This is a genomic window from Alteromonas sp. CI.11.F.A3, from assembly GCF_032925565.1.
GTDB lineage: Bacteria > Pseudomonadota > Gammaproteobacteria > Enterobacterales > Alteromonadaceae > Alteromonas.
Genome location: NZ_CP136708.1, coordinates 209,782 through 223,642, shown reverse-complemented (window position 1 = coordinate 223,642; position 13,861 = coordinate 209,782). Strand labels below are relative to the sequence as shown.

Below are 13,861 nucleotides of genomic sequence, written 5' to 3'. Positions count from 1 at the left end.
TAATTTCATAGGATTACAGAATTCATGTCGTGGATGCGAAAAGCCCTTTTGTCGCTATTTCATTATCCTGTTAAGTTGCTGGTTAAAGCCCACAGCATTCCCGTAAACGTAGAGACTGAGCTTGGCATTGATAAGTCGAAGCCCATCGTTTACTTGCTTCCAGCAAACTCGGTAACCGATCAATTAGCGCTTAGAATGTCAACAGAAGCACTAGGCCTACCGAGCCCGACTGATACGCTAACATTAGCGGGCAGAGAATACCCTTCTACCTTGTTCTTACGTAAAACACAGCCGATTTTTCGCTCACAAGCAAACGATACCGGTATTGAAGACGTATTTACTGACCTGTTTCATTTACACAGAGATCATCATCAGCTAGATCTTCAAGTGGTGCCGGTATTTGTAACGTGGGGACGAGCCCCAGGGCGAGGAACACCAGGACTTGCTGACCTTATTGCCGATAATGCAGCGCCAAGTTGGCTGAGAAAACTCTTCATTGTGATGTTCTTGGGCCGCGATAATTTTATCAATTACTCAAAAGCGGTATCGGCGCGCGCCATGTCAAACCAACATGGCAGTGACAAAAGTATTGCACACAAATTAGTGCGAGTAGCGAGTACTCACTTTCAGCGTAAACGCCAAAGTATGACAGGCCCTACATTGTTAGAGCGCCAAGAGTTGAACAACAGTGTACTAGGCTCTGATGCCGTGCGTCGCGCTATGGCAGAAGAATCTCGTAGTAAAAAAATTACCCATGATGCATCTAAAGATAGAGCGCAATCATACGTTACCGAAATAGCCGCCGATTATCGCGAAGGGCTGATACGCTTTGGCGACCGACTACTTACTCGTATTTGGAACAAAATTTATAACGGCATAAGTGTTGGTCACTCTGAACGTATTAGAGAATTAGCCGCAAACGGCCATGAAATTGTTTACGTGCCTTGTCATCGCAGTCACATGGATTATCTACTGCTGACTTACGTGATTTATCATGAAGGTATGGTAACCCCACACATTGCCGCAGGTATTAACTTAAATTTCTGGCCGGTAGGTAAGATTTTCCGCCGAGGCGGTGCCTTCTTCTTGCGCCGTAGTTTTGCCGGTAATAAGTTGTATACCGCCGTTTTCCGCGAATATTTAGAGCTACTTTTTAATAAAGGCTATTCGGTAAAATATTACCCTGAAGGTGGCCGAAGCCGCACTGGTCGTCTTATTCCACCTAAAACAGGCATGCTAGCCATGACCATTCAAGCCATGCTTAAAGGTGTGAATAGGCCTGTTAGCTTGGTACCCGTCTATATTGGCTACGAAAACGTGATGGAAGTGAAAAGCTACCTAAACGAACTTAAAGGCACTAAGAAGCAAAAAGAATCTAACTGGCAAGTGTTCTCGGCTATTCGCAAGCTTAAGAACTACGGTCATGGTTATGTAAACTTTGGTGAGCCTATCCAGCTAAATCAATTTTTAGAAACCCATGTGCCAAACTGGCGCGATTGCCGTGATGCCGAGCCAGAGAAAAAACCCGCTTGGCTAACGCCGGCGGTAAACGAATTGGCCAACAATGTCATGACACGTATTAATCGCGCAGCTGCGGTAAATGGCATGGCGTTAACATCGCTGTGTTTACTGTCATCAAAAACACAAACTATGAGTGAGTCTGAGCTTAAACAAGCCATGGGCGACTTTATCAGTTTATTTAAAAACGTACCTTTCAGTGCCGATGCCACCATACCTGATGCCAGCGCGAAAGAATTGTTTGACGATACCTTGAAGCTTGGCAAGTTTGAGATTGATGAAGACGACTATGGTCGATTAATCAGCCCTAAACCTAAGTCTGCGGTTTATCTCACCTATTATCGCAACAATATTTTGCACTTATTTGCGTTGCCTGGCTTGATCATGGCCTGTGTATTTGCGCATAAAGGCACAAGTAAAGCGTCAGTTTTCCAGTTAATTGCTGCGCTATACCCGTTGTTGCAGCGCGAGCTATTTTTGCATTTATCTCAAGATGAAGCCCTTGCTCATACCGATGCGCTTATTGATGCGTTAGTGGACCAAGGCCTTCTACGTATTAAAGAGGTTGATTTACTTCCACCTGATGCCCAGCAAAAGCAGTTTCATTCAGCATGGTTGCTAAGCCGTTGTATGCAAGAAACTTTGCAACGTTATGCGGTAGTACTGACTATTTTAGATAAAGAGAAAGTGATTAGTCGCGGCGCACTTGAACGCACTAGCCGCCAAGTGGCAGAACGCTTATCTACCCTTTATGGGCTAAGCTCACCTGAGTTTTACGATAAGAACGTGCTTTCTAGTTTTATTAGCGCATTGAAAGACAATCATTGGTTAGACTCTACAGAAGATGGCAGCCTGAAATACTCTGAAGAATGTGAAGCGCTTCGGGAAGACGTGATGGCGCTAGTATGGCCTGAAATGACCCAGCATCTAGAGAACGTGGTATTGCATAACTAGCCTATACTCCGTCCGTGTGTTTGCAACTAGTTATTAATTACTAGTTACAACAGTGCTGCACACTGAAAAGATTGTTATCGATACCACAAAAAAGCCGAAACGTTGAAATACAACGCTTCGGCTTTTTTATTGATTTAGAATACGCTTTACCTCGCCCCAGGGTAAGCCATGCTTAACATGAAGCGAGGTAAAGCGAAAACGGTTTGCTCTTTACTTAGATGGTTGTGACAAGAAGAACTTATAAGCAGGGTCTTGCGTTACTTCATCTACTTTATAGCCAAGCTCGATAACATGTTCGTTGAAAGCATCTCGGCTTTCTGGAGCAATATCAAACCCAACCAACACTAAGCCTTCTGCCGCACCGTGGTTACGGTAATGGAACAAGGTAATGTTCCACGATTCACCCACGGTGTTTAAGAAGGTTAGCAATGCGCCAGGGCGCTCTGGAAATTCAAAACTGAACACTTGCTCGTTCAATATCGCCGGAGGTCTTCCCCCTACCATGTGACGAACGTGTAGTTTGGCTAATTCGTTATTGGTTAAGTTAAAGCATTGGTAGCCTTTAGCTTCTAAGTCGCTTTGCAGGCTTAGGAACTCTTGCTGACCGCCTTTTAATTTAACCCCAACGAAAATATGAGCTTCGTCGTCATTAGCATAACGATAGTTAAATTCAGTAATCGCTTTTGCGCCAACACATTCACAAAACTGCTTGAATGCCCCTTTGCGCTCAGGTATTTTCACCGCGAATACGGCTTCTTTTTGCTCGCCCAGTTCACAGCGTTCAGACACATAACGCAAAGTATGAAAGTTAATATTCGCGCCGCATAAAATGCCGCCCAGCTTCTTACCGGTAAGGTCGTGCTGCTTGGCATACTTTCGAATAGCCGCTACAGACAGCGCCCCAGCAGGCTCAGCAATAACACGGGTGTCATCAAAAATATCTTTAATGGCACCGCATATTTCATCGTTGGTTACCGTCATGGTTTCATCAATTAGGCGATTACACAGCCTAAAGGTTTCTTGCCCCATGACTTTAACGGCAACGCCATCGGCAAAAATGCCTACGTTTTCAAGTGCAGCAGGTGCACCTTCTTTTTGCGCCAAGGCAAAACAGGCAGACTCTTCCGATTCAACGGCAACAATTTTAATCTCTGGCTTTAATTGCTTTAAGTAAACCGCAATACCGGCCGCTAAACCGCCACCGCCTACCGCAACAAACAAAATATCCAGGTTAGGGTTTTGCTCTAGTAGTTCCCGTGCAACGGTTCCTTGACCCGCGATTACATCAGGGTCATCGAAGGGCGGCACAAAGGTGTAACCATGTTCTGCACAAAGCGCTTTCGCGTGGCCACTGGCTTGATCGAAACTCGTGCCATGCAGGACAACGTTTACATGGTCGCCGCCAAAACGACGTACTGCATCCACTTTAATGTCAGGGGTCGTTTCAGGCATTACTATAGTTGCCTGAATGCCCTTGCGCCTAGCGCTGTACGCCAAACCTTGTGCGTGATTACCGGCTGAAGCACCGATAACACCTGCACTAAGCTGAGCTTCGCTTAACGAACTTATACGGTTGTATGCGCCACGCAACTTAAATGACTTTACCGGCTGCTGGTCTTCACGCTTTAAGAATATTTCATTGCCTAATTCGGCAGACAACAACGACATGTAAGAAAGCTCACTGCTTACGGCTACGTCGTAAACAGGGGCTAATAGAATTTTCTTTAAATAGTCGTGATCGCTAACGGTCATAGATTTTCCAGTTTCGATACATCGCGTACTGCACCTTTATCCGCACTGGTGGCCAATGCAGCAAAGGTTTTCAATGATGTTGATACTTCACGAACGCGATCTTTAGGGCGCCAAGGCTTATCGCTGGCTTCCATTTTCGCGCGGCGCTCTGCTAGCTCTTCGTCGCCAATAGCGATGTTGATGCTACGATTTGGAATATCAATTTCAATCTTATCGCCGTGCTCAACTAAACCAATACCACCGCCACTGGCAGCTTCTGGTGAGCAGTGACCAATCGACAGACCACTTGTACCACCAGAGAAACGGCCATCGGTAACCAATGCACACGATTTACCTAAGCCTTTCGACTTCAAGTATGACGTGGGGTATAGCATTTCTTGCATACCCGGTCCGCCGCGTGGGCCTTCGTAACGAATGAATACCACATCGCCTGCTTTCACATCGTCAGCCAAAATACCGGCTACGGCATCATCTTGGCTTTCATAAATACGTGCAGTACCGGTGAACTTCAAAATAGACTCATCAACACCAGCGGTTTTAACAATACAGCCATCTTCTGCCACATTACCGTATAATACGGCTAGGCCACCTTCTTGGCTAAAGGCGTTTTCAACCGAGCGAATACAACCGTTTTCACGATCTGCATCTGCTTCATCCCAACGACAGCTTTGGCTGAACGCTTGGGTAGTACGAATACCAGCAGGGCCTGCGCGGAAAAATTTAATTGCATCGGTATTCTCTGGGTTAGTGATATCCCAATCGGCAATTACTTCTGTAAGCGACTTACCCAAGACATGGTTTGCATCACCATGCAGTAAGCCACCTTTATTTAATTCATTCAAAATACCTAATACGCCACCAGCGCGGTGCACATCTTCCATATGGTATTTCGGGGTAGAAGGAGCCACTTTACATAGGTGCGGAACCTTACGTGACAACCTATCAATATCGTTCATGGTGAAAGGAATTTCACCTTCCATTGCTGCTGCTAACAAATGCAAAATCGTGTTAGTTGAACCGCCCATGGCAATATCTAAGCTCATGGCATTTTCAAAAGCATTGAAGTTAGCAATGTTACGTGGCAATACGCTTTCATCATCATCGCCATAATAACGTTTACACAGCTCTACAATTTGCGAGCCTGCTTTTTTGAACAAACCTTCACGGTCTGCGTGGGTCGCTAGCATTGAACCATTACCCGGAAGCGATAGACCTAGCGCTTCAGTTAAGCAGTTCATTGAGTTTGCAGTAAACATACCTGAGCATGAACCACAGGTAGGACATGCAGAACGTTCAATTTCGTCGGTATCAGAATCACTTACTTTGTCATCAGCAGCGGCCACCATGGCATCTACTAAATCGAGTTTGATGATTTGATCAGAAAGCTTGGTTTTACCCGCTTCCATTGGCCCACCTGATACAAACACAACAGGAACGTTTAAGCGCAATGACGCCATTAACATTCCTGGGGTAATTTTGTCGCAGTTAGATATACATACAATGGCGTCGGCGCAGTGCGCGTTCACCATGTATTCTACTGCATCAGCAATAATTTCACGGGAAGGCAAGCTGTAAAGCATTCCGCTGTGGCCCATAGCAATACCATCATCTACCGCGATAGTATTAAATTCTTTTGCTACACCACCGGCTGCTTCAACGCTTCGTGCGACTAATTGACCCATGTCTTTTAGATGCACATGCCCCGGCACAAACTGCGTGAAAGAGTTAGCAATAGCAATAATAGGTTTACCGAAATCAGAATCCTTCATTCCCGTTGCACGCCATAAAGCGCGTGCGCCGGCCATATTTCTACCTTGCGTAGTCGTTGCAGATCGTAACTTGGGCATAAAATCCTTCCCGTTTAATAAATAGCTAAATTAATTACTTGTAAACCGGTGTTAACCAGTTCCATTTGTCTTCGGTAGTACCGTTGAAAAGACCGAAGAACATATCTTGTACTTCTTTGGTGATTGGGCCACGGCCGCCCGCACCTACTTCAATGCCATCTACACTGCGTACTGGCGTTACTTCTGCCGCTGTACCACACATGAAGACTTCATCAGCTAGATACATAGCTTCACGAGGAATATTTTCTTCGCGAACTTCGTAGCCTTTATCTCTAAGTAGCGTCATACACGTATCACGAGTGATACCTGGAAGAATGGCTGCAGTTTTAGGCGTAGTAATCACAATGCCGTCGCGAATAACAAAAATGTTTTCGCCCGCACCTTCGCTGATGTAACCGTTAGTATCAAGGGCAATACCTTCACCGTAACCATGACGACGGGCTTCCATCGAAATAAGCTGTGAAGATAAGTAGTTACCACCGGCTTTAGCTCCAGTAGGCATAGTGTTAGCGGCTAAGCGGTTCCAAGAAGAAATACCAGCATCTACACCATTTTTAAGGGCTTCTTCACCTAAGTAAGCCCCCCACTCAAAGGCAGCAATGGCAACTTCAGCTTCCGTACCGAAAGGCACTTGAAGTCCCATACCAATATCACCGTAAAACGCGATAGGGCGAATGTACGCTGATTTCAATTTGTTCTCACGAATGATATCAAGGGTAGCTTGGTTAATTTGATCTAACGTGTATGGAATAGTCATACGGTAGATTTTCGCTGAATCGAACAAGCGACGGTTGTGGTCGTTTAAACGAAAAACACAAGTACCTTGATCGGGAGTGTCGTATGCACGTACACCTTCAAATACAGACGAACCATAATGAATAGCATGCGTCATTACGTGACAAGTCGCGTCTTTCCAATGTTTCAATTCGCCATTAAACCAAATATGTTCGGCAGGTTGCTTAGCCATGAGTAATCCTTCAAAAATTGAGCGTAAAGCCCGAACCGCGTTTTGCGGAAATATTAATACCGAGACGAATGATACATGACAGTGCGCGAGCGCCCAATACGCTGGATGCAATACGCGACGCGCGGACACATAAATTTACGCATCTGTGCGTTATCACTGACATTGAAACACTGTCGCTTGTCGTGAAAACAAAGGACATCAGATAAAATCAATAAGCTTATGCTATTGAATTTACAGATTTAATTGACGAGCAACACCCAGTTCCTTGGATGAATGCTAAAATGAATGGTTGTACGATAGGGCTATGGCTTTTTCACCCCAATTAAACGTGAATTGGCCGTTACACGATTAATGTGCGCAAAGAAATAGCATGAAACCGCTGCCGAAATCAAGTATTTTGCGGTTCAAACGCAGTTTTCATAAGATAAAAAAGGGTATCGCAATACAATGGTAGACTGGTTTCACTGGTTAAATTTAGCAGGGGTAGCTGTGTGTGCTATTTCTGGCACCTTAATGGCGTACCAAAAACGGATGGACGGGTTTGGCGTTATTGTATTGGCAAGTGCCACTGCTATAGGAGGTGGAACACTGCGCGATATGATGCTGGATGTTCCCGTATTCTGGATTGCCGATAACGATTATCTTTACACTACACTTATTGCTGCCTTCATTCCTATCATTTGGTTACGAGTTAGCCCGCGCTTCCCTTATCACTATTTGCTTATTGCTGACGCCTTTGGATTAGCGCTATTTAATGTAGTGGGTATTGAAAAAGCCTTAGCCAATGACACAGGTATTGCAGTAGCCATTGCTATGGGCACCATTACAGGGGTTTTTGGTGGTTTATTGCGTGATGTTATATGCAGAGAAGTGCCTTTGGTACTGGGCGGTGAACTCTACGCCACGACCTGTATTGTTGGCGGGATGGCCTACGGACTCGCCATGTACTTAGGCTTGGAGGCCCAATGGTGCGGTGCAGTTGCACTTGCGACCACAGTATTAATGCGGTTAGGCGCCATGCGTTGGCACTGGGAAATGCCGGTCTTCTATAACGAAAATTAGTCCTTCTTCTTGCCCTAAGTACAGTTTCAGCTTTTACCACGCTCACTTAAAGTATTTCTCTTTAGATACTTTCTTCTAGAGCAACAATTTATGAGCATGGCAGTAGTTAAAACCTTTGCGGGGCAGGGCGTAGCAGCCCCCGAGGTGTCGGTAGAAATTCACTTGGCTAATGGTCTGCCGGCGTTCCAGTTAGTAGGTATGGCGGAAACCAGTGTAAAAGAAGCTCGAGAGCGGGTGCGTAGTGCACTTATTAATAGTGGTTTCGATTTTCCGGCAAAGCGCATTACCGTTAACTTGGCCCCTGCTGATATTCCTAAATACGGCGGCCGCTTCGATTTACCCATTGCCGTAGGTATTTTGGTGGCGTCAGGTTATCTTCCCGATACCAGTGTGCTTAACATTGCCTTTGTGGGCGAGCTTGGCTTAAACGGTGAGATTAAGCCAGTAAGCGGGCTTATTCCTGTTTTAATTGCTGCAGCCGACGACGACACGCCACTTGTTTTTCCGGGGGTTAACGATGTTGAGGCCTCGTTAGTCTCTTACGCTACGCGTTACCCAGCCTTTGATCTTCTGTCTGTTTACGAGCATTTAGCAAACAACAAAAAGCTAAATAAAGGTCAGCCCTTTAGCCCTTGTGCCTCTTCATCTAGCAGTATGGGCTGGGATGATATTATTGGCCAAACCCAAGCCAAACGCGCATTAACCATTGCCGCAGCAGGCAGCCATAACTTGCTTATGGTGGGCCCACAAGGTACAGGCAAAAGCTTACTGGCCAGTCGGTTACTTGCATTATTACCCCCGATGACTGAACAAGAAGCCTTAGAAGTGGCTTCTATTCACTCGGTAAAAGGGGAAAATTTGAATGTAGAGCGGTTTTTAAAGCGACATATGCGTAGCCCACACCATACTAGCTCTGCAGTAGCGCTTACCGGCGGTGGCTCGCAACCTGTACCTGGCGAAATATCGTTAGCCCACAATGGCGTATTATTTTTAGATGAGTTACCCGAATTTGGCCGCCGCGCATTAGATGTACTTAGAGAGCCTTTAGAAACGGGGGATGTTCATATATCCCGTGCGATGGCGAGCGCTACATACCCTGCTAACTTTCAATTAATTGCGGCGATGAACCCCAGCCCTACCGGCGATATAGACGACAACCGCCTAACCCCACAACAGCAGTTAAGTTACTTAAATCGGTTGTCTGGCCCCTTGTTAGACAGAATAGACATACAAGTGGAAGTACCAAGGCTTGCCAGTTACGACTTATCGCCACCGGTAAACTCTGCGTCTGATTCCATGATAGAGGCTAGGAATAGGGTATTACGGGCAAGGGAAGTACAGCTTCTTCGGCAAGGTAAGCCCAATGCACAGTTAAATGCAGGTGAGCTTGCTGATTTATGCCAATTAACCGACACGGACTTACGTTTTTTACAAGCGGCGGCTAAGCAATTGAATTTGTCGATGCGGGTGTTCCACCGCACCCTTAAAGTCGCGAGGACGTTAGCAGATTTATCTGAAGCGCCTACGGTTACCCGCGCTCACTTAGCCGAAGCACTAGGTTACCGTGCACTGGACACCTTAATTAAGCAGCTCAGTAGTCAGTAGTCAGTAGTCAGTAGTCAGTAGTCAGTAGTCAGTAGTCAGTAGTCAGTAGTCAGTAGTCAGTAGTCAGTAGTCAGTAGCATATTAGGTGATAACCTAACCGCAAGTAGCCCGAAAGTGTAAAGCTTGATGCCAAATTTTTAATACCTAAAGACTAGCTTTAACTTCCAAGCTTAACGCCGCTTGTATGGCTAAACAGTTCATCATTGAACAGTTTAGGGCGCCATTTCTAACTGTAAAAATGCGTTTATAAGTGGCTCGTTTTGCTTATCCTGCAAGCAGCATAGGCCTAATCCATAGGGTTCAATATCATCTACCGGAATTTGCGTTACCAAGCTTGCCATACTGGAATGATCGAGCACCACTTTGGGCACAAAACCAACACCACACGCCAAAGCCACCATGCTAACAATGGCTTCATTGCCCCCCACGGAAGCATAAACATTTGGCCTAATCCCATGCTCTGCAAACCAGTGGTAAGCGATGCGTCTGGTTGGCCCATGCTCTGGCATGATCACCTGATGTTTGGTCCAATCTACCTGAGTCAATTGAGTTAATCGCCAGTCACGGGGCGCAATAAGTACCAAAGGCACGTTATCCAAAGGGGAGAAATGTAAGTCTGTAGGTAAATCCGGCGTATAGATAGCTATCGATAAGTCGCACTCTTTCTGCTTTACCTTATCTATGGCTAATGCGGGGTCGCCGGTAATTAAGCGAATATCTACCCCAGGATGCTGTGCCCTAAACTGACGCAATATGGCAGGTAAATGACTTTGACTGGCTGTTACAGAGCAAAATAAACTTATCTCACCTTGCAATGAATTACTGTCTTCTCGCAAGTCTACCTTCAGTTGTTGCCAATCTTTTAACGCCTGTGTAGAGAAAGACAGCAGTTTGTGCCCACTATGGGTGAGTGCCACTTTACGGTTGTCTCGTTTAAACAGGGTACAACCCAATTCATCTTCTAGCCTTTGTATTACGCGGCTTAGCGTAGAAGGCGACACATACATAGCTTGCGCAGTATCACCAAAATGTAGGCTTGTGGCGAGATGCGTAAACAGTTGAAGGCTACGAAAATCCATAGTGTTTCACTTATTGCAATATTATCTTGCAAATATATCATTTTCCAAAACAAAAGAAATCCCTTAATCTCCGTAGCAAGTCGTCATAGACGAGGTCGTCAACGCCACGGTTGGTTGTTGATAATGACGAAAATGAATGTTGTTCGGAATTTTTATGGCTAATTATTTCAATACCCTATCGCTACGCCAGCAGCTAGATCAGCTTGGCCGCTGCCGCTTCATGGCACGCGAAGAATTCGCTGACGGTTGTCAGTTCTTAAAAGGCAAGAAAATTGTCATTGTAGGCTGCGGTGCTCAAGGTCTTAACCAAGGCTTGAACATGCGTGACTCTGGGTTAGATGTTTCTTATGCGCTGCGTCAAGCAGCCATTGAAGAGCAACGCGACTCTTACAAACGTGCTACTAGCAATGGTTTTACCGTTGGCACATATCAGGAATTAATTCCTAGTGCTGATTTGGTGTACAACCTAACGCCTGACAAGCAGCATGCAAGCGTTGTAGAAGCGGTAATGCCGTTAATGCAAAAAGGCGCAACACTTGGATACTCACATGGCTTCAACATTGTTGAAGAAGGCCAACAAATCCGTAGCGATATTACGGTTGTGATGTGTGCACCTAAGTGCCCAGGTACAGAAGTACGTGAAGAATATAAGCGTGGTTTCGGTGTACCAACATTGATTGCTGTTCACCCTGAGAACGACCCTGAAAACAAGGGTTGGGATACCGCTAAAGCATTAGCGAGTGCAACAGGTGGCGATCGTGCAGGTGTACTTGAGTCTTCGTTTGTAGCTGAAGTTAAATCAGACCTTATGGGCGAGCAAACCATTCTATGTGGTATGCAACAAGTTGCAGCAGTACTTGCTTTTGAGAAAATGACCGCTGATGGCATAGACGCAGCGTATGCTGGTGCACTTATTCAGTTCGGCTTAGAAGCAGTCACTGAAGCACTTAAGATTGGTGGCGTAACCAACATGATGGACCGCCTATCAAATCCAGCTAAAGTAAAAGCGTACGATTTGTCAGAGCAATTAACTGACATGCTTCGCCCACTGTTTGAAAAGCATCAAGACGACATCATTAGCGGTGAGTTCTCTCGCACTATGATGGAAGATTGGGCAAACGGCGATGCGAATCTACTTAGATGGCGCGAAGAAACCGGTGAAACTGGTTTTGAAAACGCACCTGTCTATGAAGGTGAAATCAGCGAGCAAGAATTCTTTGACCACGGCATCCTTTTAGTTGCCATGATCAAGTGCGGTGTAGAAGTGGCCTTCGACGTAATGGTTGAAGCAGGTATCTTACCTGAGTCGGCTTACTACGAATCACTGCATGAAACACCACTTATCTCGAATACCATCGCTCGTAAGCGTTTGTATGAAATGAACGTGGTAATTTCAGACACAGCAGAATATGGAAACTACTTGTTTGCGAATGCAGCAATTCCAATTTTGCGTGAGAAATTTATGCCTACTATCGATACTTCAGTTATTGGTAAGGGATTGTCAGAAACCTCTAATCAGGTTGAAAACAAGCGCCTTGTTGATATTAACGAAGCTATCCGCACTCACGGTGTTGAGCAAGTAGGTAAGACCCTGCGTGGCTACATGACTGACATGAAAGCCATAGTTGTGTAAAAACAGAGGTTAGGACAGTTTCTGTCGTTAGGTGCTTTATATAAGCCCTCTTGCCCGACCAATTTGGTCGGGCTTTTTTATGCCTATTTGTTTTTACCTATTCCCCGCATTCGCGAACTCGCTCTGCATATCTCACCGCAAAGTAAGCCAACACAAAGAAGACAAAAAAGCCCACGCCTATCGGGTATAAATTGCCATCTAAAAAGCTATCTACGAACAGCGCAATCGGCACAGAAAAAAGACTAGAAAGAGAACCAATAATAGCAGCACCAAGCCCTGCCATATCACCTAATGGCTGCATGGCAAGTGCGTTTAAGTTGCCAAATAAAATGCCCACAAAAAAGAAACCAATAAACATAGTAATGACAGTGAGTACAAGCGGCGGTAACCCATCATAAGCAAACAATAAAGCCAAATAGACAATGGCAAATCCGTTAACCCCTTTTAGCGCAAACCGACACAAACGGCGCATGCCGAATTTCATCACCATGGTGCCGTTGAAATAAGACGCTAAACCAATCGAGAATGCCAGTACTGCAAATATGTAAGGAAACATATCGCCCACACCGTAATACACCTGAAAAATGGTTTGTGAGGCACTTAAATACGCCAGAAACGAACCAAAAATACCCGCCATGGCGAAGGTATACCCCATTACCGTTGCATGGGTAAGAATAAATTTTGATGACAAGTAAAACTGCTTAAATGAAAACGGTCTGCGTTTATGTCGGGGTAAAGTCTCGCCTTGCCTGCTGAAAAACCATGTACCGGCTAATGTTGCCACAATTAAAAATAGGGTGAAGATATGAAACCACCCAAAAAAGCTCATGACTGCCTGGCCCACCATGGGCGCTATCATAGGCACGAGGATAAACACCATCATAATAAATGACATCACCCGGGCCATCGCATCACCCACGTACAGGTCACGAATAATTGCCATAGCAGCAATACGAGGCCCAGACACACCAAAGGCTTGTATTACACGCCCTACCAACATGGTTTCTAAATTAGTCGCCGACATGCACACGAAAGTACCAATCGCAAAAACAAACAACCCAATTAAAATGGTAAGCCTTCTACCACGACTATCTGCAAATGGACCAAAGAACATCTGCCCAAAGGCCATTCCCATAAAGAAAACGGTCACAATAAGATGGGTATGATGTGGCTCGTCTACGTTTAACGTATCGCCTATTTGCAGTAGTGCAGGCAGCATAGCGTCAATGCTTAACGCGACAAGGGATGTCATGGTCGCCATCAGTGCTACAAATTCAATTAACCCTAAAGGGGGCTTTCCTTGAGGCTGGCCAGCATTAGGCGCGGTCTCGCTTGAATGGGACATAATTTCTCTATTTAACGAAGAAGGGGATAGTACTTGTGTTGCTCAGTGTGATGATTGACGCGTTAGTGCATCATAATTGCACGCTGAATGGGCAGATTG

9 protein-coding genes are annotated in these 13,861 nt (G+C 45.5%); 4 read left to right on the top strand and 5 right to left on the bottom strand.

The genetic code is table 11. From position 1 onward, the window contains the following. Positions 1 to 24: 24 nt before the first annotated feature. Entirely contained in the window at positions 25 to 2,472 is a 2,448-nt protein-coding gene (plsB, locus tag R1T43_RS00960) for a glycerol-3-phosphate 1-O-acyltransferase PlsB (RefSeq protein ID WP_317351877.1), read from the top strand. 210 nt (positions 2,473 to 2,682) lie between these two features. Here plsB and ilvA read toward each other — a convergent pair whose 3' ends face one another. Genes ilvA through R1T43_RS00945 form a run of 3 tightly spaced genes read right to left on the bottom strand, consistent with a single transcriptional unit; the run spans position 2,683 to position 7,038 of the window. Next, the gene (ilvA, locus tag R1T43_RS00955; RefSeq protein ID WP_317351874.1) at positions 2,683 to 4,224 is read right to left on the bottom strand and encodes a threonine ammonia-lyase, biosynthetic; all 1,542 of its coding nucleotides are present in this window, start codon (positions 4,222 to 4,224) and stop codon (positions 2,683 to 2,685) included. Continuing rightward, the gene (gene ilvD / locus R1T43_RS00950; protein WP_317351872.1) at positions 4,221 to 6,071 is read right to left on the bottom strand and encodes a dihydroxy-acid dehydratase; all 1,851 of its coding nucleotides are present in this window, start codon (positions 6,069 to 6,071) and stop codon (positions 4,221 to 4,223) included. Before ilvD ends, ilvA begins: the two co-directional genes overlap by 4 nt. A gap of 34 nt (positions 6,072 to 6,105) precedes the next feature. Continuing rightward, positions 6,106 to 7,038: a branched-chain amino acid transaminase gene (locus R1T43_RS00945; protein WP_211070287.1), complete on the bottom strand. Its 933-nt coding sequence runs from the start codon at positions 7,036 to 7,038 to the stop codon at positions 6,106 to 6,108. A 447-nt stretch (positions 7,039 to 7,485) separates the two neighbouring features. Between R1T43_RS00945 and R1T43_RS00940 the strand changes: the two genes are divergently transcribed. Next, on the top strand, positions 7,486 to 8,100 hold the full coding sequence (locus R1T43_RS00940) for a trimeric intracellular cation channel family protein (RefSeq protein ID WP_211070288.1): 615 nt from the start codon (positions 7,486 to 7,488) through the stop codon (positions 8,098 to 8,100). A 90-nt stretch (positions 8,101 to 8,190) separates the two neighbouring features. After that, positions 8,191 to 9,705 carry a YifB family Mg chelatase-like AAA ATPase gene (locus R1T43_RS00935; protein ID WP_317351868.1) on the top strand — a complete coding sequence of 505 codons (1,515 nt, stop codon included), beginning with the start codon at positions 8,191 to 8,193 and terminating at the stop codon, positions 9,703 to 9,705. A 212-nt stretch (positions 9,706 to 9,917) separates the two neighbouring features. Here the strand turns inward: R1T43_RS00935 and ilvY are convergent, their stop codons facing one another. Further along, entirely contained in the window at positions 9,918 to 10,784 is an 867-nt protein-coding gene (ilvY, locus tag R1T43_RS00930) for an HTH-type transcriptional activator IlvY (protein ID WP_317351866.1), read from the bottom strand. Positions 10,785 to 10,938: 154 nt separating this feature from the next. Between ilvY and ilvC the strand changes: the two genes are divergently transcribed. After that, positions 10,939 to 12,417: a ketol-acid reductoisomerase gene (gene ilvC, locus R1T43_RS00925; protein ID WP_211070291.1), complete on the top strand. Its 1,479-nt coding sequence runs from the start codon at positions 10,939 to 10,941 to the stop codon at positions 12,415 to 12,417. A gap of 97 nt (positions 12,418 to 12,514) precedes the next feature. On the opposite strand, the gene R1T43_RS00920 is transcribed toward ilvC, so the two are convergent. Next, positions 12,515 to 13,762 (bottom strand): multidrug effflux MFS transporter, encoded by a 1,248-nt coding sequence (locus tag R1T43_RS00920; protein ID WP_317351861.1) that lies wholly within the window; start codon positions 13,760 to 13,762, stop codon positions 12,515 to 12,517. Positions 13,763 to 13,861 lie beyond the last annotated feature (99 nt).